14 protein-coding genes and 3 pseudogenes are annotated in these 23,148 nt (G+C 71.1%); 12 read left to right on the forward strand and 5 right to left on the reverse strand.

All coding sequences use genetic code 11. The features are described 5' to 3' along the window. Positions 1–212: 212 nt before the first annotated feature. The 8 genes and pseudogenes from KV557_RS01130 to KV557_RS44785 all read left to right on the forward strand — a co-directional run. Positions 213–1,073 carry a CRISPR-associated endonuclease Cas3'' gene (locus tag KV557_RS01130; RefSeq protein WP_218197637.1) on the forward strand — a complete coding sequence of 287 codons (861 nt, stop codon included), beginning with the start codon at positions 213–215 and terminating at the stop codon, positions 1,071–1,073. After that, entirely contained in the window at positions 1,070–2,965 is a 1,896-nt protein-coding gene (gene cas3, locus KV557_RS01135) for a CRISPR-associated helicase Cas3' (protein WP_218197638.1), read from the forward strand. The genes KV557_RS01130 and cas3 overlap by 4 nt, the downstream gene beginning before the upstream one ends. Before the next feature lie 3 nt (positions 2,966–2,968). Continuing rightward, positions 2,969–4,537, forward strand: coding sequence for a type I-E CRISPR-associated protein Cse1/CasA (gene casA, locus KV557_RS01140; protein ID WP_218197639.1), 1,569 nt, complete (start codon positions 2,969–2,971; stop codon positions 4,535–4,537). Beyond that, on the forward strand, positions 4,534–5,079 hold the full coding sequence (gene casB, locus KV557_RS01145; RefSeq protein ID WP_218197640.1) for a type I-E CRISPR-associated protein Cse2/CasB: 546 nt from the start codon (positions 4,534–4,536) through the stop codon (positions 5,077–5,079). The genes casA and casB overlap by 4 nt, the downstream gene beginning before the upstream one ends. Beyond that, positions 5,072–6,298 (forward strand): type I-E CRISPR-associated protein Cas7/Cse4/CasC, encoded by a 1,227-nt coding sequence (gene cas7e / locus KV557_RS01150; protein ID WP_218197641.1) that lies wholly within the window; start codon positions 5,072–5,074, stop codon positions 6,296–6,298. The genes casB and cas7e overlap by 8 nt, the downstream gene beginning before the upstream one ends. Next, positions 6,295–7,059: a type I-E CRISPR-associated protein Cas5/CasD gene (cas5e, locus tag KV557_RS01155; RefSeq protein WP_218197642.1), complete on the forward strand. Its 765-nt coding sequence runs from the start codon at positions 6,295–6,297 to the stop codon at positions 7,057–7,059. The genes cas7e and cas5e overlap by 4 nt, the downstream gene beginning before the upstream one ends. Further along, positions 7,056–7,721 carry a type I-E CRISPR-associated protein Cas6/Cse3/CasE gene (locus KV557_RS01160; RefSeq protein ID WP_218197643.1) on the forward strand — a complete coding sequence of 222 codons (666 nt, stop codon included), beginning with the start codon at positions 7,056–7,058 and terminating at the stop codon, positions 7,719–7,721. Before cas5e ends, KV557_RS01160 begins: the two co-directional genes overlap by 4 nt. A 4,311-nt stretch (positions 7,722–12,032) precedes the next feature. Beyond that, positions 12,033–12,284: pseudogene (locus KV557_RS44785) on the forward strand (nucleotidyltransferase domain-containing protein); the annotation flags it as partial. Here the strand turns inward: KV557_RS44785 and KV557_RS01165 are convergent. Beyond that, a pseudogene (locus KV557_RS01165) lies at positions 12,245–12,700 on the reverse strand (helix-turn-helix domain-containing protein); the annotation flags it as partial. The pseudogenes KV557_RS44785 and KV557_RS01165 overlap by 40 nt on opposite strands. 287 nt (positions 12,701–12,987) lie before the next feature. On the opposite strand from KV557_RS01165, the gene KV557_RS01170 reads away from it, so the two are divergent. Further along, positions 12,988–14,229 (forward strand): IS4 family transposase, encoded by a 1,242-nt coding sequence (locus tag KV557_RS01170; protein ID WP_308129710.1) that lies wholly within the window; start codon positions 12,988–12,990, stop codon positions 14,227–14,229. Positions 14,230–14,477: 248 nt separating this feature from the next. Here KV557_RS01170 and KV557_RS01175 read toward each other — a convergent pair whose 3' ends face one another. Continuing rightward, positions 14,478–16,091 carry a recombinase family protein gene (locus KV557_RS01175; RefSeq protein WP_218197646.1) on the reverse strand — a complete coding sequence of 538 codons (1,614 nt, stop codon included), beginning with the start codon at positions 16,089–16,091 and terminating at the stop codon, positions 14,478–14,480. Positions 16,092–16,189: 98 nt separating this feature from the next. Here KV557_RS01175 and KV557_RS01180 point away from each other — a divergent pair. Beyond that, positions 16,190–16,693: pseudogene (locus KV557_RS01180) on the forward strand (DUF5995 family protein); the annotation flags it as partial. Here KV557_RS01180 and KV557_RS01185 read toward each other — a convergent pair. Continuing rightward, complete coding sequence (locus KV557_RS01185) at positions 16,654–18,093, reverse strand: GuaB1 family IMP dehydrogenase-related protein (RefSeq protein WP_218197648.1); 1,440 nt, start codon at positions 18,091–18,093, stop codon at positions 16,654–16,656. The pseudogene KV557_RS01180 and the gene KV557_RS01185 overlap by 40 nt on opposite strands. Positions 18,094–18,379: 286 nt before the next feature. Between KV557_RS01185 and KV557_RS01190 the strand changes: the two genes are divergently transcribed. Both KV557_RS01190 and KV557_RS01195 read left to right on the forward strand, forming a co-directional pair. Beyond that, a complete protein-coding gene (locus KV557_RS01190) occupies positions 18,380–19,873 on the forward strand; it encodes an SDR family NAD(P)-dependent oxidoreductase (RefSeq protein ID WP_374106581.1) in 1,494 nt (497 codons plus the stop codon). Between the two features lie 22 nt (positions 19,874–19,895). After that, on the forward strand, positions 19,896–20,348 hold the full coding sequence (locus KV557_RS01195) for a nucleotide triphosphate diphosphatase NUDT15 (RefSeq protein ID WP_218197649.1): 453 nt from the start codon (positions 19,896–19,898) through the stop codon (positions 20,346–20,348). 8 nt (positions 20,349–20,356) lie between these two features. Here KV557_RS01195 and KV557_RS01200 read toward each other — a convergent pair whose 3' ends face one another. Together KV557_RS01200 and KV557_RS01205 are read right to left on the reverse strand one after the other, a co-directional pair. Further along, complete coding sequence (locus tag KV557_RS01200) at positions 20,357–21,622, reverse strand: multicopper oxidase family protein (protein WP_218197650.1); 1,266 nt, start codon at positions 21,620–21,622, stop codon at positions 20,357–20,359. A gap of 592 nt (positions 21,623–22,214) precedes the next feature. Further along, positions 22,215–23,051, reverse strand: a complete 837-nt coding sequence (locus tag KV557_RS01205; RefSeq protein WP_308129712.1) for a DUF1259 domain-containing protein — start codon at positions 23,049–23,051, stop codon at positions 22,215–22,217. Between the last annotated feature and the right edge of the window lie 97 nt (positions 23,052–23,148).

The raw sequence follows: 23,148 nt of genomic DNA on the forward strand, positions 1-23,148 counted from the left end.
GGGCGGAAAACCTTGAACGATATCCGCCCCGGCGGGGCGAACCGCGTCGAGGCAGCCCATGAAGCCTACGGTCTCGCCGGCTCACGACGCGTGCGAGACCTCGAAGCCTCCGACGCGCGCCGTCCGCTCCGACGGCGCTCGTCGCACGGGGAGCGCCGCGGCCGCTTCAAGGACGCCTGCCGGACACCGACACCGGCTCCTACCATCGAAGTATGAGCATAGGTACGGAACTCACTTCAAAGTGGGTGATAGACGGCGTACTGTGGTCAAAAGAGGATGGATTGCCGGATGGCCTGACCTATCCCGCCTTCGCCCATCTGATGGACACTGCGGCCGTCTGTCTGGCCCTGTGGGACCTGCACATGTCCGAGGGCCAACAGCGAACGTTCACCGCCGGGTTGGGCCTGGATCCCGACTCCGGGACCGACCGAGAGCGCGCCAGATCACTCCTCGCCTGCTGGGCGGGCTGGCACGACATCGGGAAGATCGGCGCCTACTTCCAGGCTAAGGTGCGTGCGGTATTCGCCCAGTTGACAGGCTACTCGCCCCTGCCCGCGGGAGCGCGAGGCGTGTCCCACGGCGAGGCCACCCAGCTCTACCTGGCCGTGCGGCTCCCCCTGTACGGCTACGACGGCACCGGCGACGGCCTACCCGTGGCCGCGCCGGCACGTCGGCTCGCGCAGCTGCTCGGCGGTCACCACGGCCGGATCTTCCCGCAGCCGCATCGCTACCTCCTACGCCATCCGGCCCTCGTCGCGGGGGTGTTGGGAGACGGACGGTGGGAGGAGCAGCGCCTTGCCCACCTGGTGGTGGTCGCGCAGGCCGTGGGCGCTCCGGATCCGCCGCCAGCGTTGTCGGTGGAGGCCGCGGTGCTGGCTGGGGAGATTGTGGTGCTCGCGGACTGGCTGGCTTCTCAACGCTTCTTCGTCGTCAATCAGTTGGAGCATCTGACTGGGGCGTGGGATCCGTTGCGGGTGGTCCGGCACTGGGAGCGGGCTGTAGCAGCCGGTCCGCGCCTGGTGGAGGACGCAGGCCTTGGCCTGCCGGTGTGGAAGGAGACTCCGGTGTCATGAGGTTCGTAGACTGGTTCCGGTTCGAGCCGAACACGTTGCAGAAGTCGCTGTTGGATCTGCTGCGCGGGTGCGCGGTGCCAGGCGGGGCGGGACTGTTGGTGCTGATGTGGCCCACCGGGAGCGGGAAGACCGAGGGCGGGCTGTGGTCGGCGCAGTGGATGGGTGGGCCCCGTATGGGGGTTCACCTTGCCCTGCCCTCAGTGGCCACCACCGACTCGGCGTACCGGCGAGTCTGGCGGTGGGCGAGGCGGGCGCTGGCCGCGTCGTCTCCAGTGACGCTCGCGCACAGCCAGGCCGGACGGGGCGGGCAGGGCGCGATGCTCAGCCACGACGACGACGAGGGGCTGGCACTGGCGGCCGCGCCGGAGTTCCTTCAGGGCCGCGGGCGGCCGGTGCTGGCGGGGGTGACGGTCTCCACGATCGACCAGGTGCTCCTGGCGGTGCTGAGGATCCGGCACAACGTCCTGAGGATAGGCGGCCTGACCCGCAAGGTGCTCGTGGTGGACGAGTGCCATGCCTACGACCCCTACATGCAGAGCCTGCTGCGCACCGTGCTGGCCTGGTGGGGTGCACTCGGCGTGCCGGTCGTGCTGATGTCCGCCACGCTGCCGCGTTCGGTGGCCCGCTCGCTGGCCGCGGCCTACCTGTCGGGCTCCGCCCCGGGTGTGCCGCTGCCGGAGTTCTGTCCCGCCTACCCGGGGTGGTTCCATGTGGACGGCGCCACAGGGCGTCCGACAGTGCGACCGGTGGACACCGGTCGGACGAGGATCCTGAAGGTGCGGTTGGTCGGACTGCCGGGTTCGCACCTGGCGACGCGCCGTGATGCGGTTCCGGCCTGCGACAGGGCCCGCGCCCGGGTCGTGGCACAGCTGTTCGCGCATGGCCGGCAGCAGTTGTGTGTGCTGACGGTCTGCAACACGGTGGCCTCCGCGCAGAACACCGCGCTTGTGCTGCGGGCACTCCTGCCCGCGGACGTCGAGGTGCTCCTGGTCCACGCGCACTATCGCGAGAGGGACCGTGCGGGCGTCACCGCAAACGTGGAGCAGGCTTTCGGCAAGGATCGCACCCACCGCCCCCGGCGCGCCGTCCTCGTGACGACCCAGGTGTGCGAGCAGGCACTTGACCTGGATCTGAATCATGTGGTCACCGATCTGGCGCCGCTGCCGACGATCATCCAGCGCGCCGGCCGAGGCCGGCGCCACACCGAGCGGTCCCGCGTGCGGGTGCCGGTCACCGTGCTGGTGCCGCTGACCGCCGAGGGCCTGCCCGACGACGGCCGGTGGGAGGCGATCTACAGCACCGCCGTGGTGCGGGCCACCCGCGAACTGCTGGAAGGCCGCAGGGTGATCACGGAACCCGATGACGTCCAGCCCCTGCTGGAGGCGCTCGAAGACCGTCTGGGCGACGGCAGCTCGGACGAGGACGTGCTGTCCCATCTGGAGGGCGAGCAGGCGATGGCGGACGCGGCCCGCCCGGTGGTCATCCCCCATCCGCGGGAGCTGGTCGACCTGTTCGACCTCACGGACCTGTCCGGGACGGACGAGGAAGCCGCCACGCGCTACCGGCTCGACAGCATCCAGATCCTCCCGCTGTGGCGCCGGCTCGAGGGGCTCTCGCTGGAGCCCGACAGCTTCCTCCCGCTCCCCGCCCGCCTGCCGCACGACTTGGAGCCGGTCCGCGAGCGCCTGGTCTCCACCCGGCACGCCACCTGGCAGAAGCACCTCGGCGCCGACGCCCAGCCCCCGGCCGGCTGGGCGGGCGACAAGCGCCTGGGACCGCTCGTCCTGCTTGTGCACCCCGCTCCCGGGAAACCGGTACACGCCGCCGGGTGGACCGTCTTCTACGACCGCTACCTGGGCCTGGTGGCCCGACCTCCGACACCGAAGGAGTGAGCGATGAACGCCCCGGCCGACGACTTCGACCTGGCACACGGGGCCTGGATCGACTGCCGGTACCGTGACGGCAGCAGCCGCCGCACCGGCCTGTACGAGATGTTCTCCGACGCGTCCGCGATCGCGGACCTCACCCTGCCGTACCCGATCGCCTACGGCGCCCTCTACCGGATCGCGGCAGCCATCGCCTACCGCGTCACCGGCCTGGACCACCTGCGCACCGGCGAAACCGCCGCCGACTGGTACCGGCGTCGCAACTCCCGCTTCGCCACCGGCTTCGACCAGCGCGCCGTCGACCGGTACTTCCACAAGCACGCCGCCCACCTGCGCCTCTACCACCGACACCGCCCCTTTCTCCAGGACCCGCGGCTGGTCGAGGAATGCCCCCACTCCTCGGGCATCGGAAAGCTCGTGATCGGACGTGCCGTCGGCAACGCCAGGCCGTGGTTCTCCGACACTGCGAGCCAGCGCCACGCAGCCCCGGTGCCGTCGCCCGAAGCGGCGCTGCAGACCGTGATGTGGGCCTACTACGGAAGCGGCGGAGCCCTGAGCACCCGATCCCACGACGCGGTGAGCGCGCACGCCGGCTGCATGGCCGCCGTGCTACGCGGCACCGTCGGGTACCACCCGATCGGCCCCGACCTGCACACCACGCTCCTCGCCCACCTGACACCGCCCGGCGTCGACGGCGACCAGGGCGACCTCGCGCCCTGGGAGAACCCGACGCCCGCTGACCCGACCCGGCCTCCCCCCTCCCCCACAGGCCCGGTCTCCCTGCTCACCGCCCGCACCCGGCACGCGATCCTCCTCCTACCGAGCGCCGACGGCCGCTTCGCCACCGACTGGTACCTGACCTGGGGGGCGCGCAACCCGCCCCACAGGCCCGGCAGGCAGGTGGGTGAGCACGTCGAGTCGTTCCCGGACCCCTTCCTGTCCTACCAACGCTCGCGTGAGAGCGGCGCCCCTTCCTCCGCGGTGAGGGCAAACGGCGGACGGCAGTTGTTCCGCGACCTCGAGGTCCTGCTCAACGACCCGGCCACCGAGCCTCAACGGGCACGACGCGCACCGACCCGCCCCCAGGTCCTGGCCTCCTGCGACCAGATCCCCGACGAGGTGGTGGACAGCCTGCGCCTGCGCGTGGTCGGTGCCGAGCAGGACCGCGAGAAGAGCAACGACCACCAGTGGTGGACCACCACCACACCACCGCTGCTCACCCACACCGCCGCGCGCGACCCGGACGGCGCCCAGCGCATCAGCAACGCCGTCCACGAAGCCGACCTCGCCGAATGGCACCTCGACAACGCCCTGGCCGCGGCCTTCGACGACCGCCCCGCCGACACGCGGGCCCGCAAGGCCCGCATAGCCCTGCAATTCTGGCCACGCGCCGACACCATCTTCTGGAACCTTTACGACACTGGCCGGCTCGACGACGCCACGCGCCGCATGCGCGTGGCCGCACTGGACACCTTCGACCAGCTCACCGCCGACCTCGCCCGCAACCCTTCGGCCGGCGAGCGCGTCGCCCGAGCCCGCGCCCGCCTCCCCCTTCCCCCGAGGAAGGCCACGCCATGACCACCACCGCGCCCACCTCGCGCCGCACCCGCGCCGCGAAGTTCGTCGACCACATCGCCCACGCCATCGCCACCGACCCCGCTGCCCACCGAGCACTGGCCAGCGGACTCGGCCCCTGGCCCAACCAACAACCCCCCAGTCCGATGCACCAGTACGTCGCCCCCTGGCTGCCCCCGGACCTGCACCCCCGCCGCCAGCGTGCCTACTACACCGTCGCCGCCCTGATGAGCAGCGCGAACCGCTCCGGCACCGGCTCACGGACCAGCATCGGCACGGCACTCGGTCACGCCTCGACCCACATGTCCCCCGCCACCACAAAGCACCAACTGAACCGGCTCGTCCGGCCGAACCCCAACGGCCCCTACCAGGACCTGCGCGGCGCCATACGCCTCACCGACAACGCCGGCGTCCCCCTCGACTGGGCCCGCCTGCTCGCCGAACTCGACAGCTGGTACTTCGACGGCCCCCGCACCTGCACCACCTGGCAACAGGACTACTTCCGCACCATCGCTCGCCACGAGAGAAGTGACGATCATGACTGACACCCCGGTACCCGCGGCCTTCCTCGACATCCACGTCCTGCAGACCATCCCGTTGTCCGGGCTGAACCTGGACGGCGACGGCTGCCCGAAGTCCGTCGTCCTCGGCGGAGCGACCCGTGGGCGCATCAGCGCCTATTCCAAGAAGCGCCCCGTGCGGCTGCACATCGAGGAATCCCTCCCCGACCAGGCATCCGTGCGCACCCGCCGCCTCGTCCACGAGGTCCGCGACCTGCTCATCGGCGAGGAGGGTTGGAGCGAGGAACTCGCCACGTTCACCGCGCTCGACGTCTTCACCGCCGCCACCGGCGGCCGGATGTCCCTGGGCAGTTCCGCCGACGACATCCAGGCCAAGGACCCCCTGGCCACCGCCGCCCTCATCTACACCCCCACCACCACGGCCCACCGCATGGCGGCCACCACCGCCCGCCGCAAGCACGACTACGAGATCGCCTTCAAGGAAGCCGAAGCCGGCACCGCGAAGCCCCGAAGCGGCCGCACGGCCAAGAAGGACACGGAGCAGGAGGCGCGCGGTACGGTCACCGACCCGGCCGACGTCCGCGGTCTGCTCGCCGGCGCCAACGCCGCGATCGCCCTGCTCGGCCGGACCCTCATGGAAATCGACGGCGCCGAACGCGACGCCTGCGTCCAGGTCGCCTCGGCCTTCACGACCCACGAGGCCAACATCGAGATCGACTTCTTCGTCGCAGTCGACGACTACGCCGCCAAGACCCAGGGCGTGCCCGCCGTCGGCCTGATCGGCGACCAGCGCCTCGTCGCCGGCACGTTCTACATGTACTCCACCATCGCCCTGCGGTCCTTCGCCGACGCCGTCAACAACGACCACGCCGTCGCACGCGCGGTCTGCCGCGCCTACATCGACGGGTTTATCCACACCCTGCCGAAGACCGGCCAGACCAGCTCGGCCGCCTGGACCCTGCCCGATCTCGTCCACCTCGCCGTACGCACCGACCGGCCCGTCAACCTCTCCACCGCCTTCGACAACCCCATCACCGGCCGCCAGGGAAACGCCGCCCCCTCCATCGCCCGCCTGTCCGATTACGCGAAGACCATCCAGCGCCTGACCGCCGGCCGAGGCCTCCTCCACTCCGTCCACGCCTACACCGGCACCACCAAGCTCCCCGGCCTCGGCACCCGCGTCGACACCTTCGACCAGGCCACCGAATCCGCCCTCGACGCCGCCTTCAGGAGCACGCCATGAGCATCCGTCAGGCCCTCGTTCTGCGCCTCACCGCCCCCATGCAGTCCTGGGGGGTTCGCGGGGGCTTCACCGACTACCGTGACACCGCGTCCCACCCCACCCGTTCCGGCGTCATCGGCTTCCTGGGCGCTGCCCTGGGCCAGACCCGCGACGAAGCCCCCGGCCCGCTCGCCGCCCTGGACATCGCGGTCCGCGTCGACCGGCCTGGCAGCCCCATGGAGGACTACCACACCATCGGCGGCCAGAGCCCTACCGAGGTCGTCCCCTGCGCGGACGGCGGACGGCGCGCCGGCGCCGTCATCACCCACCGCGCCTACCTCGCCGACGCCGCCTTCACCGTCGTCCTCACCGGACCGGCCGCCCTCCTGCGCAAAGCCTCCGACGCCCTCGACCACCCCGTCCACCCGCCCTACCTCGGACGTCGCGCCTGCCCCCCGGCCGCCCCCTACAACCTCGGCATCCAGCACGGCAGCGTCACCCACATCCTCAAAACCGCCCCCCTCGACCAAGAACCCCCACGCGCCGGCGAACCCGTGACCGTCGACGTCATCACCACCATCGCCCCCGGCGACCCGCGCGCCACCCACACCCTCAACGACGACCCCCAGGGCGCCCGCCACTTCGCCGAGCGAGCCGTCGCCCGGTCCACCCTCACCCTGCCCGCCGCGCTCTGCACCGGCCGCGACGCCGCCACCCGCTACACCCGACTCCACGAATACCGCTTCGGCCCACAACCCGACCCCCAGGAGACACGATCATGACCACCGCCCACCTCACCGAGATCCGTCTCAACACCACCTCCCGCGACGTCCAAGCCGACCTACGGCACGGCGGACTCGGCTTCCACCGCCGCACCGAACGCCTCTTCCTGCCCGACGGCTACACGGCCCCCAGCAACTGCAGCACCGGTCCCCGCCCCAGCCTCGGACTCCTCTGGCGCCTCGACACCACCCGCACCGGCCTGCGCCTGCTCATCCAATCCACCGATCCACCCGACCTCACCACCCTCCCCGACCACTACGGCACCGCCCGCACCACCGCACTCGGCCCCTACCTCGACCACCTCACCACCGGCCAACACGTCCACTACCGCCTCACCGCCTGCCCGGTCCACTGGGCCCGCGACAAGGTCACCGGCGAGCCCCTGCGCAACCGCATCCCCTGCACCGGCACGGACATCACCCACTGGTGGACCCGCCGCGCCCCCGACCTCGGCCTCGACCCCTACACCACCAGCACCTTCCAACTCACCCCCGTCACCGGCGTCGCCGACCACAACCCCCGCATGCGCCTGCCCCTCACCCGCTATGACGGCCTCGCCACCATCACCGACCCCACCCACCTGCGCACCGCCATCCTCCAAGGCATCGGCCGAGCCAAAGCCTTCGGCGCCGGCCTCCTCACCCTCGCCCCACCCAACTGACCCAGCCACCACAGTTCCTTGACAACTGAACAGAGAAACGCGCATCCTGCCACAACACTTCAGCTCACGAAGGATCCGCCCCGCGCGGCCGGGGGTGTGCCCGCGTCGCGCACCTGCCCGGCGGCACCGGACAGATCCGCCCGCGCGGCCGGGGGTGTGCCCGTGTCATCGGTGCGGTAGTAGCTCCAGTGGTCATCCGTCCCGCGCGGCCGGGGGTGTGCCGTACACCCGCCGCGGCACGTCGATCTTCCTGTTATCCGCCCCGCGCGGCCGGGGGTGCGCCGTGCCCGGTGGCTTGGTTCCAAACCAGCCCGGCGTCTGCCCTGCATCCGTCGGGACGTACCCAGATCGCGAAGCCCGGTCGGCACCTAACCGTCCCGCTACGGGGGTGTGCCTCAGACCGGTTGGGCATTCAAGGACCGTGTCGTGTCCGCCCCGCCCGGCCGGGGATGTATCCATGCTGAAGATCATCAGCGACGGCCGGAATGCGCACGCCCCGCCCTGCCGCGGTGAGCAGATCGGGCCCAGTCCGCCCTACACGGCTGGGGGTGTGCCCGGCTGGCACTCGCACCTGCACATCCTGCTGTGGTCCGCCCCGTTCGACCAGGGGTGTGCCGAAGCCCGGGTTCGAGGAGCGCCACCTGCAGCCGTCCGCCCCGCGCGGCCGGGGGTGTACCCCAGCGCGTGCAGGCCTGGGGTGCCTTCCTCAAGTTCGCCCCGCGCGGCCGGGGGTGTACCGTACACGGACGAGCGCACCCGGGTGGAGACCAGGTCCGCCTCGCCCGGCCGGGGGTGTGCCCTACTACTGGCTGCACCAGACGCCGGACGGAAAGTCCACCCCGCGCGGGGGGTGTGCCCTCCTGGCGGACGTAGGCCCGGGTACCGCCGGGATCCGCCCTGCGCGGCCGGGGGTGTGCCGACGTGGCTCGCCACGGGCCGGGTTCCGCTCGCGTCCACCCCGCGCGGCCGGGGGTGCGCCGTAGATGCTGGCCCAGTTGGTTCTCATGCGGAGGTCCGCCCCACGCGGCCGGGGGTGTGCCCGGTCTGGTATTTCACAAGCCGGGCGACATCATGTCCGCCCCGCGCGACCGGGGGTATGCCGAGCCATCCGGTGTGCCAGGACTGATCGAGCGCGTGCGCCCCTCGCGGCCGGGGTGTGCCCGTACGGTGCCTCGGCGTGCTGGCCGGCTACACGTCCACCCCGCGCGGCCGGGGGTGTGCCAGGTCGCGGAACCCGGTCGGTACTTCCTCACCTCGCCCGCCTCCGGCTGCCAGGGGCGGGCCTCAAACCGGTTGGACATTCAAGGATCGTGAGGTATTCGCCCTGCGCCGTCGGGGGTGTGCCCGCGACACCGCAGACCAGCAGCATGAGTGCGCCGTCCACCCCGGCACAGCAGGGGGTGTACCGCCGAGCAGCATCTCGAACCATTGGACTCCCCAGTTCGCCCCGCACAGCGGGGGGTGTACCTGCCTATTTCGGCGGCACCATGGAGCGCGCACAGTTCGCCCCTCGCGGCCGGGGGTGTGCCTTCAGGGTCCTTCAGAAGGATGGCCTCGACCTCGTCCGCCCCGCGCGGCCGGGAGTGTGCCCTGAGTCCCGTACCCGTTCATGGTCTACAGAAGGTCCGCCCCTGCCCAGCCGGGGATGTGCCCGTCCGGCTGCTCGATGGGCCGATGCTCGACCAGTCCGCCCCGCGCGGCCGGGGGTGTGCCCGCTCCCCGCACGCTCTGGATGCGCTACCACTCGTCCGCCTCGCCCAGCCGAGGGGGCTCCCTTAGAGGAAAGGCCTGCGGTCAGGGTCACTCGATCCGCCCCGCGCAGCCGGGGTGCCCATGTAGCACTGCTTGGCGGTTTTCGACCCGAAGTCCGTCCCGCGCAGCCGGGGTGAACCTGTGTAGCCTGGTAGCTCGCCGGACCGATCAGGTCCGCCCCGCCGCCTTGGGGGTGTGCCCTGCATGCGGGCCGCGGCGCCAAGCTGCCACCAGTCTGCCCGCCCAGCCGGAGGTGTGCCTGACGTCGTATTCATCGAAACGACTCGAATCGAGGCGGCCCCGCACTGCCGAGGTGTGCCGAAGATCCCTTCGTCGCGTCCGCCCCACGCGCCGGGGGTGTGCCAGCGTGGAACATACCGGTCCCGGACGTGCAGCCGAGAGCCCCGCACGGCCCGGGGGTGTGCCCTCGATGACGCCGAGCCCGTCGTGCCTCACCGTGTCCGCCCCGCGCGGCCGGGGTGTGCCCTGGATGACCGTCTTGCCGACGTCCAGGTTGTAGATCGCCCCGCGGCCGGGGGTGTGTCCGCCGACGGCCAGACGTTCATGGTCCACGTCGCGTCCGCCCCGCGCCGCCGGGGTGCCCATGAACCACCGGTCTTGATCCGGAGCCCGCGCAGCCGGGGTGTGCCCCCGATGCGGATAGGCCACGGCAGGTGAGCGGTGTCCGCCCCGCACGGCCGGGGGTGTACCCGCCCAGACGGTGCCGGTGGTTGACCAGACCAGGTCCGCCTCGCGCGGCTGGGTGTGTACCCGTCACATAGGTCGGCAGGTTGACAGTCTGTCCGCTGTCCCCGCGCCGCCGGGGGTGTGCCCCGCATGATCTCGTCCAGGACGTGCACATGGCTGGTCCGTCCCGCACGGCCGCAGCTGTACCACCCTGGGGGCGGCACCCCAGCCCGGGCCAGCGGTTCGCCTGCGTGCTGGGGGTGTGCCTGCTGCACAGTGTTCTCCTGAGTACCGCCCGCAGTCCGCCCCGCGCGGCCGGGGGTGTGCCCTGGCAGGACATACCGCTCGGCAAGGCCGCCCAGTCCGCCTCGGCCCGTTCGTCTTGCAGTAATACATGGGGAGCAGGTCGATCCCGCGACGCCGACGGCGTACCCCAGCGGTTGGTGCCAGCGTCCCGCGAGCTGTAGCCCGCCCTGCGCGGCCAGTGTTGCGCCGAAGGGAGCGGCCGCGGTAGAGACGGTGTACAGGCCCGGCGCGGCCGGGGGTGCGCCCTTGTTGGGCTGTCGCCGATTCGGCAGAGCGGGTTCGCCCTGCGTGCTGGGGGTGTGCCCCCGTAGGAGGTGTTCAGCGAGAGGGACGTGCAGTGTGCCCCACGTGGCCGGGGGTGTACAGGCCTTCTGACTCCCGGGCTCCTTCCATTGGAGATCCACCGCCCCGCACGGCCAGGGGTGTGCCAGTACGGGTCGGCTGGTAAAGGTGATCCCGGTCATCCGCCCTGTGCCGCCGGGGGTGTGCCGGTGTCGGAGATGCGGCGAACCTCGCTCTGGCGGTCGGCCGCCGCGCGGCTGGGGGTGAGCCCGATCTCCGACTGGCGCACCGAGGAGTCCGCCCTTCGTGGCCGGGGTGTGCACTGCGGATACGACGTCAGCCACGACGCCCAGGTACCCGTCCCGCGCGGCCGGGGGTGTACTCGGCATAGACCGCGCAACCACCGGCCATGCGGCGTGCGACCTACGGGGCCGGGAGTGTGTCGTGGTTCCCGAGGAAGGTCATAGGCCTAATCCAGTCCGCCCCACAGCCGGGGGTGTACCCAGACCGAGGGTGTACGCCAGAGCGGCCGGGTCATCCGCCCCGCCGCGGCCGCAGGGGTATGCCACCTGCGCCCGGGACGTTCATCGAGGTGCTGATGTCCGCCCCGTGCAGCCTGAGGGTGTGCCTGCCCACTACACCGATGCCGAGGTGGTGCGGGCGTCTACCCCGGCCCGGCCGGGGGTGTGTCCCAGCCCATGCCGTCCCGCTAGCACGGGACTTCGTCCGCCCCGCGCGGCCGGGGGTGTGCCGCCGTCCTCGAGGTAGACGCTCTGGCCAGTCGGGCTGCCCTGCGCGGCCGGGGGTTTACCCGTGCCTTCTACGAGATCGCCCTCACCGACTCGTCCGCCCCGCGCGGCGGGGGTGTGCCTGCCTCGCGCGCCTGCCACGTGATCGATTGGCGGACCGCCCCGCGCGGCTGGGGGTGTACCGAGCCAGGCGACCCGGTCCCGGTCCCACCGGGTGTCCGCCCCGCTCGGCCGGGGGTGCACCCCGCCAGTCTCCGCCCAACTTGACGGCGGGTAGGTCCGCGCCGCGCGGCCGGGGGTGTGCCCGAGTACGGATATATCTTCAACGCCGGTGCTGGGTCCGCCCCGCGCGGCCGGGGGTGCGCCCGAGCGGGAGGAGGCATGGGCACCGGCCCAAGTGTCCGCCCCTCGCAACCGGGCGGTGCCGAGGCATGTCTCCAGGCCGAAGGTGTTGTGGATGCCCCAGCCCGCGCGGCCGGGGGAGTGCGTGTCTCTGTACCCACGATGGCTCGGCTTCCCGGTGGGGAGTGCCAGGATGGATACCGTGATCGACACAGACGCGACCGTGCCGACGCAGGGACTCTGGGCTCCGCTCTCACCGCAGGAGGTGGCCGAGCTGCTGGCCGAGGCGACCTTCCCCTGGTGGATCGCAGGTGGATATGCCATCGAGCTGACCGTTGATGAGGCGTATCGCGAGCACGGTGATGTCGACGTGCTGGTGCTTCATCGCGACCAGGCGAGGGTCCGCCGCCTACTTCGGCAGGTAGGATCTCTTCCTGTGTCCCTGTCAGCGACGAACCGCTCCACGATAGCTCCGACCGTGCGCCAGGAGGTGCGCATCAGCTGCGCGACGGCGGACTTGGAGCACTCGGTGGCCATCCAGGCTGCCTGCTGGTCGAAGGCGTGGGTGTGGCCCTCGCCGTGCCGGGCCCAGGGGACGGCGGCCGTGACCACCCCGTGCTCGCGGCAGGCCACCCGAGGCAGGTCGGCCTCCAGGAACACCTGGGTGGTACCGGCGTCCAGGCAGCGCCAGCGGCGCCGCCCCCGCCCCTGGTCGTAGCCACGCCCAGGGCGGCGGCAGACCCCGCACCGACCCCGTTCCCGCGCCACCGGCCGCACCCGGGCGACCAGCACGCCTGTGTCCTGGTCGATCTCGACCCGCTCGACCGTCAGCAGCTTCTTCCATATCCTGTTCGCAGACACGCCGTCTTCCTGCACGTGGATCTTGACCTCAGAGACCAAGAACCATATGCAGGAGACGGCGTGTTTCGCGTATCAGTCCAGTTCAGAGCACCCACACATGCGGTCGAAGAGCCTCAAAAAGGCCGCTCCCGCCAGAAGCGGAAACGGCCTACGACCTGCAGTTATGCAAGTCGGGACGACAGTATTTGAACCTGCGCCCCCTTGACCCAATGCCGCTTAGCTTAAGTTGATCTTGTGCGGGCGGGTGCTTGGCTGGCGAAGCTGCGGCATGGGATACGTTGCTGATTGTGAGTCAGCGAGCTGGTGGCCTGCCGGATCAGGTCTCGATCGGGGTGCTGGCGGCGTCGGTGCCGCGCGACGTGGTCGATGAGGCGGTCGCGGTGTGCGGGCGGCAAGCCCAGCGGACGGGCGGGAAGCTGCCGCCGCATCTGGTGGTGTACTTCGCGATGGCGCTGGCGCTGTTCGGCGATGACGACTACGAGGAGGTCATGGCCCGGCTGACGCAGGCCCTGGTCTCCTGGGGCAGTGTGGGTGTGGAGTGGGTACCGCCGACGACCGGTGGGATCACCCAGGCCCGGCAGCGAATGGGGGCCGAGGTGCTGCGGGAGGTGTTCGAGCGGGTCGCCGAGCCGGTCGCGGACCTGCTCACGCCGGGCGCGTTCCTCGGCCCATGGCGCCTGATGGCGATCGACGGGGTGGAGTGGGACGTGCCGGACAGCGAGCAGAACGCGGCCGCGTTCGGATACCCGGGCGGCGGAGCCGCGTTCCCCAAGGCCAGGCTGGTGAGCATCAGCGAGTGCGCCTCGCACGCGCACCTGGCCGCCGCGATCGGGCCGGTGGTCGGCGAGGGATCGGGCGAGCAGTCCCTGGCCCGGCAGCTCTACCCGGCCCTTCAAGAGGACCAACTCCTTTTGGCGGACAGCAACTTCTACAGCTTCGAGGACTGGCGTCTTGCGGCTGGCACTGGTGCGCAACTGCTGTGGCGGGTCGGCGTGAGGGTGGACCTGCCGCTGATCGAGGACCTCGGGGACGGCTCCTACCTGTCCCTGGTCTTCTCCCGCCAGGCGCATACCAGGCAGGCCAAGGCCCGGATTGTGCAGGCCGCTAGGGAAGGCCGGCAACCGCACCCCGACCAGGCCCGGCTGGTGCGAGTGATCGAGTACGACGTCCCCGACCGCGGCCTTGAAGCGGAGCGGGAGCTGATCTGCCTGATCACCACGATCACCGACCCCCGCACGGTCACCGCCGAACGACTGGCCCGGGCCTATCACGACCGGTGGGAGCACGAGGTCGCAGCCGCGCAGCTCAAGACCACGATGCGCGGACCGGGCAGGATCCTGCGATCCAAGAGCCCGGACCTCATCCGCCAGGAGATCTACGGCTACCTGCTCACGCACCATGCGATCAGCGCCCTGATCTGCCGGGCCGCGACCCATGCCGGAATCGACCCCGACCGGGTCAAGTTCACCCGCACCCTGCGGATCGTCCGCCGCCACGTCACCGCGACGCCGGCGGCCTTTCCCCCCTGATCACCAAGGCCGTGTCATCGACGCTATACGTCACGACATCACCCACCCCAGGAACCTCAACCCCCAACGCCGCGAACGCAGTTATCCAAGAGTCGTCAAACGCGCCCGACACAACAGCTACCACGTCAAACGCCCAGGTGACACCGGCACCCGCCACAGCACCCCGCCTACCGTCCGCCTCGCCAACATCCCAACAGCCGCTTGATCAACTTAAGCTAAGCGGCATTGCCCCTTGACCCCCAGCGGTTTCATCGGCCATCGGTCGAGCTACGCGGAGGCGCCCCCAAAGCGGGCGCCGGATTGGACAGGACTTCAGCCAGGGTCCACACCTCTGGGTTCGCGGTGATCACGTAACGGCGCTCTCCAGTGCTCGGGTACAGCACCGCTGACACTCCGAAGGAATCGAGCAGTTCACGGCGCGCGGCCTCGTCCGGCGCTGCCGCCCAGTCGGCCGCCACAGTCCGGCCGGTGCGGACCCTGCGCCACCCGGCCGGCCGATCCGGCAGCGCCTTGAGCTCCTTCAATTCCTCTCCCATCCGGGCATATTCGGTGCGGTACCACTCGGCGTCGTCCGGTTCGTCGTACAAGCCCGCCTTGCGGTCGTCCCGGAGCCGGGCACGGTCGGCCTTCAGATCTGCAATTCGAGAGGCAAGGCCCGTACCGGGGTCGTAGACCCGTTCCACGTACTCGGCGGGACCGAACCGACCCAGGAACCACGCCTCCATTTCGGCGTCGGCCTTCGCCACGTGGATGGACGGCGCGGGCTTGCAATTCTCTGCTCCTGGCAGCCCCCGGAACTTCGCTGTACAGGCGTAGGTACGGTTCCACGCCTTGCCCCTGCTTCCGCCCGAGCCGCTGACGATCAGCGTGTGCCCGCAGTTCCCGCACTTGATCAGTCCGGACTGTCGGTGCACACCCTTGGGCGCCCGCTGTTTTGTGCGCTTGGGCGCAGTCTTCGCGATCAGCGCGTCCCGGGTGGCGCGGTCCCACAGCGCGGGCCCGATCCGCACGGGGTGGCCGTCCTTGCCGAGAACGGGCTTACCGCTATGCATGAGGTACCCCAATGCGGCCTCACTGCAGAGGATGCGCTTCAGGCTCTTGTTGGACCAGAGCGTCCCCTTTGGCTCACGGCCATAGTTCGCACGCAACTGGTCATTCGGCGACAGGACGCCTGCGCGGGTGAGGCGGGACGCCTCCGTGGCGACGGTGATCTTCCCTGTCTGGTCAGCGAGGATGCGCCGCTTCACCTCCCGCAGGACTCCGGCAGCGTCCGGGATACCTCGCTTGGCGTCACCATGGTCCAAGACGGCGCGTTCCACCTTCGACGTGGGCGACAGCCGCGCGTACTTGAACCCGTACGACGGCTTGTTGTGTGGTTCGCCAGCGGCTCGGGCCCGCTTGATCTCCTGCCGGTTTCGGGTCCGGATCGCGCGATGCTCGATCTGAGCCCCGAAGAGCTTCATGTTGAATTCCAGCTCCTGGTTCGGGTCGTCCATGTCCCAGAAGCCCTGATGATCGCCCGTGAGCAGCGAGCGGCCCGCAGCCCGATTCTCGCGCTCCAGGCGAAGCCCCTCGTACGTGTCTCGGCCAAGGCGGTCCACCATGCTCGCCGCGAGCCCGCTGAACAGTCCGCGCTCACCGCGCAGCCACGGGCCCAGGGCCGGACGGGTGAAAGGGTCTGTAGCCCCGGACACCTCCCAGTCATCCGACCACGCGATGATGTGCCCGCCGACGGACTCAGCGACCCGGAGGATCTCGTCGCGCTGCCGCGCCGGGGACGACGTGGCGTCCTTCATCCGCGAGAGGCGGCGCACGCCAAGCAGGCATTTACCGCACCCGTCGTACGGCGTCACAGGGTCCATGGCACGATCGTAATCGTGAGTCGAATCGGGCATCTTCGCAGGTCGGGCAGTCACGTACAGCGGCACAGCGCGTCCATTCCGAGCCGCTGTGATAGCAGGCTCTTGCCGGGATGAACGCCCACATCCAGCACGACCTGCCGCTCGCCGTCCTCGACACCTGCGGCCGGCTCGGCTGCGAGCCGGAGGACGTCGAGGACGACTACCACCGGGTCAACGGGGTGCTGGCCGAGGTGGAGGCCGCCGTCCGGGAGCAGCTGCTGCCCGGACCCGACCTGCTGGAGCGGGCCGAGCCGCTCACCCACCTGCTCGGCGCGTGGTCGGTGGACGCCGCCCGCGAGGCGGCCTGGGCCGCCGTCCGGGCGCTGTGGGAACTGCGCCGGGTGCCGTGCGCCGCGCACGCCTTCGCCGCCGCGCTGGACGGCTCGGTCGGGCTGCTCGGCCACGCCCTGCTGCTGCCGCTCGGGCCGCATCGCGAACCCGGGCTCCATCGCGAACCCGGGACATCGGCGGCCGACCGGCTCCCCGAGGCGAGGAACCGGCCGGCCGCCGACGGTACGGACGATCAGGCCCAGCTGGAGTGCAGCGGCTTGCCCTCGGCGTAGCCGGCCGCGCTCTGGATCCCGACGATCGCCTTCTCGTGGAACTCCTCCAGGGAGCTGGCGCCTGCGTAGGTGCAGGAACTGCGCACGCCCGCGATGATCGAGTCGATCAGGTCCTCGACGCCCGGGCGGGCCGGGTCGAGGAACATCCGGGAGTGCGAGATGCCCTCCTCGAACAGCGCCTTGCGGGCCCGGTCGTACGAGGAGTCCTGGGCGGTGCGGTTGCTCACGGCGCGGGCCGAGGCCATGCCGAAGCTCTCCTTGTACTGGCGGCCGTCGGCGGCGGTCTGCAGGTCGCCCGGGGACTCGTAGGTGCCGGCGAACCAGGAGCCGATCATCACGTTGGACGCGCCGGCGGCCAGCGCCATGGCGACATCGCGCGGGTGCCGGACGCCACCGTCGGCCCACACGTGCTTGCCGAGCCGGCGCGCCTCGGCGGCGCACTCCAGGACGGCGGAGAACTGCGGCCGGCCGACGCCGGTCATCATCCGGGTGGTGCACATGGCGCCCGGGCCGACACCGACCTTGAGGATGTCGGCGCCCGCCTCGACCAGGTCGCGGACACCGGCGGCGGAGACGACGTTGCCGGCCACGATCGGGACCTGCGGGTCCAGGCCGCGCACCGCGCGCAGTGCGCTGATCATGCTCTCCTGGTGGCCGTGCGCGGTGTCCACCACGAGCACGTCGGCGCCGGCCTCGATCAGGGCCTTGGCGTTGCCCGCCACGTCACCGTTGATGCCGATGGTGGCGGCGATCCGCAGCTTGCCGGCCGCGTCGACGGCCGGGGTGTACAGGGTGGCGCGCAGCGCGCCCTTGCGGGTGAGGATGCCGACCAGGTTGCCGTCGGCGTCGACGACCGGGGCGAGCTTGCGGTGCGCCTCGGTGAGCTTGTCGAAGGCGGAGCGCGGGTCGATGCCCTCGTCCAGGAGCAGCAGCTCGCGGGACATGACGTCGGCGAGGCTGGTGAAGCGGTCGACGCTCTGGCAGTCCGACTCGGTGACGACGCCGACCGGCTTGCCGTCCTCGACCACAACGAGGCCGCCGTGCGCGCGCTTGTGCAGCAGCGACAGGGCCTCGGCGACGGTGGCGCCCGGGGCGAGGGTGATCGGGGTGTCGTGCACCAGGTGGCGCTGCTTGACCCAGGCGATGACCTCGGCGATGACCTCGATGGGGATGTCCTGCGGGATGGCGACCAGGCCGCCGCGGCGGGCGACGGTCTCGGCCATCCGGCGGCCGGCGATGGCGGTCATGTTGGCGACGACCAGCGGGATGGTGGTGCCGGTGCCGTCGTTCGACGAGAGGTCGACGCCCTGCCGGGAGCCCACGGCGGAACGGCTGGGGACCATGAAGACGTCGTCGTACGTCAGGTCGTACGAGGGCTTGAGGTCGTTCAGGAAGCGCATGAAGGGGGGCTCTCTGGCTGGGAGAAATTACACCTCGGGTGCGGTTGCGGCTGTGCCGCCGGGCGCACTCGGGCGCCCGGCACCCAACATTCGATTCTCCGGGACTGCGGGGGCAAAAGCCAGTTCGAGGACGATTGCTGGCGCTGTACACAAACCAAGATCAAGGCTCCGCGCGTAGACTTGGAGGATCATCCAAAGATCCCGCTTTTCGCCCCGGCCGGGGCCGCTCCCGTAGCATTCACGCGGTAACGGCGAGGCGAGCGGGAAAGCGACGGCGGGCGTGGACATCAGGCAGACGGACATCGAGCACAGCCAGGCCGAGGAGGAGATCGACTACGGCCCCGGCCTCGACCCCGAGCGCCTGAAGCTCTGCCTGGACGTGCTCGCCGAACTCGACGAACTGCACGTCGACCACCCGGACGCAATCACCGTCCGCCAGGCCGTCGGCGGCATATTCCGCACGCTCAAGCAGCGCCGCCGCCAGGAGACCCGGGCCCGCAAGACCGCCAACGACCGCGAGGTCACCGCGCGCACCGCCACCGGCGCCCCCAGCCGGATCGACGACGAGACGGCCGGCGCCTTCGGCCTGACCACCGTCACCACCACCGAGATCGCCGGCATCCTGGAGCGGCCCCGCTCCTGCTACATCTGCAAGGGCCGGTACGTCGAGGTCGACGCCTTCTACCACAACCTCTGCCAGCGCTGCGCGGCCCTCAACCGGGCCCGCCGGGACGCCCGCGCCGACCTCACCGGCAAGCGCGCGCTGCTCACCGGCGGCCGGGCCAAGATCGGGATGTACATCGCGCTGATGCTGCTGCGCGACGGCGCCCACACCACGATCACCACCCGCTTCCCCAACGACGCCATCCGCCGCTTCAAGGCGATGCCGGACAGCGCCGAGTGGATCCACCGCCTCAAGATCGTCGGCATCGACCTGCGCGACCCGGCCCAGGTGCTGGCCCTCGCCGACGAGGTCGCCGCCGACGGCCCGCTGGACATCCTGATCAACAACGCCGCGCAGACCGTCCGCCGCCCGCCGGAGTCCTACCGCGAGCTGGTCAACGCCGAGTCCGCGCCGCTGCCGGCCGGCGAGCTGCCGCAGGCCACCACCATCGGCCGCTTCGGCAGCGGCACCGTCGACCTGCCCGCGCTCCCCCACCAGGCGAGCGGCGGCGAGCAGCGGCTGGCCGCCGAGGACGTCACCTCGCTCGCCCTCGTCACCGGCTCCGCCACGCCCGCCCGGATCGAGGCCGGCACCGCGATCGACGCCGGCGGCCTGGTGCCCGACCTCGCGCCCACCAACAGCTGGGTGCAGACCGTCAGCGAGGTCGGCCCGGTCGAGCTGCTGGAGGTCCAACTCTGCAACTCCACCGCGCCGTTCATCCTGATCAGCCGACTGCGCCCGGCGATGGCCGCCTCTGCGTCCCGCCGCAAGTACGTGGTCAACGTCTCCGCGATGGAGGGCGTGTTCCAGCGCGGCTACAAGGGCGCCGGCCACCCGCACACCAACATGGCCAAGGCCGCGCTGAACATGCTCACCCGCACCAGCGCGCAGGAGATGTTCGAGTCCGACGGCATCCTGATGACCGCCGTCGACACCGGCTGGATCACCGACGAGCGCCCGCACCCGGACAAGATGCGTCTGGCCGACGAGGGCTTCCACGCCCCGCTCGACCTGGTCGACGGCGCGGCCCGGGTCTACGACCCGATCGTCCGCGGCGAGCTGGGCGAGGATCTGTACGGCTGCTTCCTCAAGGACTACGAGCACGCCAACTGGTAAACCCCGCAAAGGAGATGGCGAGTTGACCACCGCACCACTGCTCGGCGCCGGCGTGATCGTCCCCACCGGGGACGGCCGGGTGCTGATCGGCCGCCGGACCACCGCCGGCGAGCCGCCCACCTGGAGCCTGCCGGGCGGCAAGGTGGACGACCCGGGCGAGTCCTTCGAGCAGGCGGCGGCGCGCGAACTCGCCGAGGAGACCGGCATCGTGCTGCCCGCCGACGCGATGCGGGTGCTCGCGGTGCTGCTCGACCACGAGCTCGGCCGGCCCCGGCTGACCGCCGCCGTGCTGGCGCCGCCGAGCCTGGCCGAGGCGGTCGTCACCGAGCCGCACGCGTGCGGCGGCTGGGAGCGCTTCCCGGTGGACGCGCTGCCGGAGCCGATGTTCTACCCGTCGTCCCTCGTCCTGGCGGCCTGGCTGCCGGGCATGGACGGCGTCCGCCGACCCGGGACGCACGCCTACCGGATCGGCTGAAGAACCAGCTAGGACCCAAGCTCCTGATCGGGGTCTTCCGTTGCCGCGGGCAGCACGTCGATCCGGCCCATCTGGCCGTGCGAGGAGTGCACCATGTGGTGGCAGTGATAGACGTACTTGCCCGGGTAGTCGCCCCAGGTCATGGCAATCCGGACGGTCTCGCCCGGATGGATCGGGACGGTGTCCTTCAGTCCGGCCTCGGCCGGGCCGACCGGCTCCCCGTTACGGTCCAGCACGCGGAACCGCACCAGGTGGGTGTGGAAGGAGTGGGGGGCGTGGAAGACCCCGGCCGGCCGGCGGGTGAGGTGGTTGTGGATCGTCCAGATCTCGCTGGTTCCGACCGTGGTCCGCACGTCGGTCCGGTCCGGGTCGTACTTGCGCCCGTTGATCCTGGTGTCCGGGAAGGTCGTCAGCTCGAACTCCCGGTGCACCGTCGCCTGCGGGATCGGCGGCAGGGTGGCCAGGACGTCCGGTATCCGGCTACGGTCCTCGGCCGTCCGGGTGATGTCGAAGCGCAGGACCTCGGGCCGCTCGGTCTCCAGCGCGGCCGTGTTCTCCAGCACCACCGATTCGCCGACCGGGTAGCGGGCGAAGTCGACCACGATCTCGGCGCGTTCCGCGCCGGCCAGGGTCAGTTCGTCCAACTGCACCGGCGCGGCGAGCAGTCCGCCGTCGGAGGCTATCTGGGTGAACGGCTCGCCGTCGGCGAAGCGCAGCGATACATGGCGGTTGGGCGAGACGTTGAAGACCCGCAGGCGGTACTTGCGCGCCGCCACCTCGAAGTAGGGCCGCTCCTTGCCGTTGACCAGCATGTGCGGGCACGCGTACGGGTCGGTGTAGACCAGCCCGCCGTCGGTCTCTATTCGGGCGTCCCGGATCAGCAGCGGTATGTCGAACTCGCCGCCCGGCAGCGGCAGGCCGCTCTCGTGCGGGTCGCTGAGCAGGTAGGCGCCGGCCAGGCCGCGGTAGACGTTCTCGGCCTCCAGCCCGTGCGCGTGGTCGTGGTACCAGAGCGAGGCGGCCACCTGTTCGTTGGGGTAGCGGTACTCGCGGGTCTCGCCGGGCTCGACGAGGTCCATCGGCAGGCCGTCGTACCGTGACGGCACATGGCCGCCGTGCAGGTGGACGGAGGTGTGCACGTCCAGGTCGTTGGTCTGCTGGACCACCACCTCCCGGCCCTTGACCGCCCGGATGGTCGGACCGGGGAAACAGTCGCCGTAGGTCCGGACGGTGGTCAGCAGCCCCTTGACGATCTCCACCTGGGTCCTGGCCATCCGCAGCTGGTACAGGTCCGAGGAGCCCGTCCGCGACACCGGACTCAGCACCGGGGGCACCCGCATGGCGTGCGCGAAGGGGACGATCCGGGCGGCTCTTCCCCCGGGCGCCGATCTGGCCGGAGCGGCCGGCAGTGCGACGGGCTCGGCCGAGGGCCCGCCCGGTGCGCGGTCCCATCCGAGGAGGGCCGTAGGGCCGCCTATGGCGGCGACCTTCAAAAGGTTTCGTCGGTTCAGCATTCCCGGTCTCTCTGTCCAGGACTCGGCGGTCGGTATGCCGCCGGGCAAGTGGTCGCCGGTCGTGGCTTCCGGCCGCCCTGCTCAGTGGCCGCCACGCCCACGACGGCGCGCGGGCCGGGCGTGTCGGACCGTGGCGTCCACGCCGCGCTCCGTCACCGGCCTCTGGCTCAGTATCAGCGAGCTTCGCGCGCTCTGCATCGCGACCGCACCTGCCCGGGACCCGCCCCCCGGGCCGGCCGGCGGCCACATGATGCGGGGACCTGGTGCGGGGGCGAACACCTGGTGCGCTCCTGGCAGCCGGCCGCGCTCGTCGGGCGTGGCGGGGGGAAAGCTTGCTACCGGCGCCGGTCGGTCAGATGGTGGCCGCCACGACATTGGTGGCGGCCACCGCGGGGCGGACCGCTCTGGCCAGGTCCACGGCATCGCCCTCGGCCCAGATGTGGGTGAAGAAGAGGCGCGGTTCGTCCGTCAGACCGTGGTTGTGGAGTTCGACGAGGTCGATACCGCCCCGCCGCAGCGCCGTGAGTGCCTCCTGGACCTCGGCGGCGACCATGGCGAGGTCGCCGCTGAGCGCGGCCCGCCCCCCGCCGAGCGGCTGGAAGTTGAAGGCCGAGGTCGCGCCCAGGCCGACCGGCAGGACGTGCCCCTCCTCGATGACGGTCTCGCGGCGGACGAAGACACAGGCATGGACGTCATCGCTGCTCGTGCCCACGGCACCCAGCGCGGCGTCGATGCCGGCGGTGTCCAGATCGAGGGGCCGGGGCGGTCGGGGCGGGTGGGGCGGTGGCGTGCCGGTGAAGTCGAGCGCGATCCGCAGCCCGCGGGCCAGTGCCACGACGTCATGGCCGTGTGCGCAGACATGGGTCCACCAGACGTCAGGGGTCTGGGCCGGCAGGTGTTTGTGGATGGCGGTCTGGGCGATCCCATGAGCCTGAAGGGCGTCGGTCAGGGCCGGCAGTTCATCTCCGGTCACCACCAGATCGCCCATCATCAGCGTGCTGCCGTTGTCGTACCGGGCGAAGGAGACGTGCGAGCCCAGCGCGAGCCCGGGGGTGACGTCGACGCCGCGGCTGACCACATGCAGGTCGTGCCGCGGGAAGGGCGTGTGGTGGTAAATCCCGCGGATGAGGTGGCCCGGCCGGCCGAGAGCCCGCACGACGTCGACCCAGTCCGCCGCGGTGGTGGGCACCGGGGTGGGCGCCGGCCTGGCCGGCTGACTACTGCCGCGATCACGGGCTGCAGCCAGCTGTGCGGCGGTATCCCCTCCCAGGCCGGCCAGCACTGGC

The organism is Kitasatospora aureofaciens (assembly GCF_019192735.1).
Taxonomy (GTDB): Bacteria; Actinomycetota; Actinomycetes; order Streptomycetales; family Streptomycetaceae; genus Kitasatospora; species Kitasatospora aureofaciens_A.

Coding starts and splice junctions, on each gene's coding strand:
- KV557_RS01130 (WP_218197637.1), top strand. CDS start 213: ATGAGCATAGGTACGGAACTCACTTCAAAGTGGGTGATAGACGGCGTA.
- cas3 (WP_218197638.1), top strand. CDS start 1,070: ATGAGGTTCGTAGACTGGTTCCGGTTCGAGCCGAACACGTTGCAGAAG.
- casA (WP_218197639.1), top strand. CDS start 2,969: ATGAACGCCCCGGCCGACGACTTCGACCTGGCACACGGGGCCTGGATC.
- casB (WP_218197640.1), top strand. CDS start 4,534: ATGACCACCACCGCGCCCACCTCGCGCCGCACCCGCGCCGCGAAGTTC.
- cas7e (WP_218197641.1), top strand. CDS start 5,072: ATGACTGACACCCCGGTACCCGCGGCCTTCCTCGACATCCACGTCCTG.
- cas5e (WP_218197642.1), top strand. CDS start 6,295: ATGAGCATCCGTCAGGCCCTCGTTCTGCGCCTCACCGCCCCCATGCAG.
- KV557_RS01160 (WP_218197643.1), top strand. CDS start 7,056: ATGACCACCGCCCACCTCACCGAGATCCGTCTCAACACCACCTCCCGC.
- KV557_RS01175 (WP_218197646.1), bottom strand. CDS start 16,091: ATGGACCCTGTGACGCCGTACGACGGGTGCGGTAAATGCCTGCTTGGC.
- KV557_RS01185 (WP_218197648.1), bottom strand. CDS start 18,093: ATGCGCTTCCTGAACGACCTCAAGCCCTCGTACGACCTGACGTACGAC.
- KV557_RS01200 (WP_218197650.1), bottom strand. CDS start 21,622: ATGGCCAGGACCCAGGTGGAGATCGTCAAGGGGCTGCTGACCACCGTC.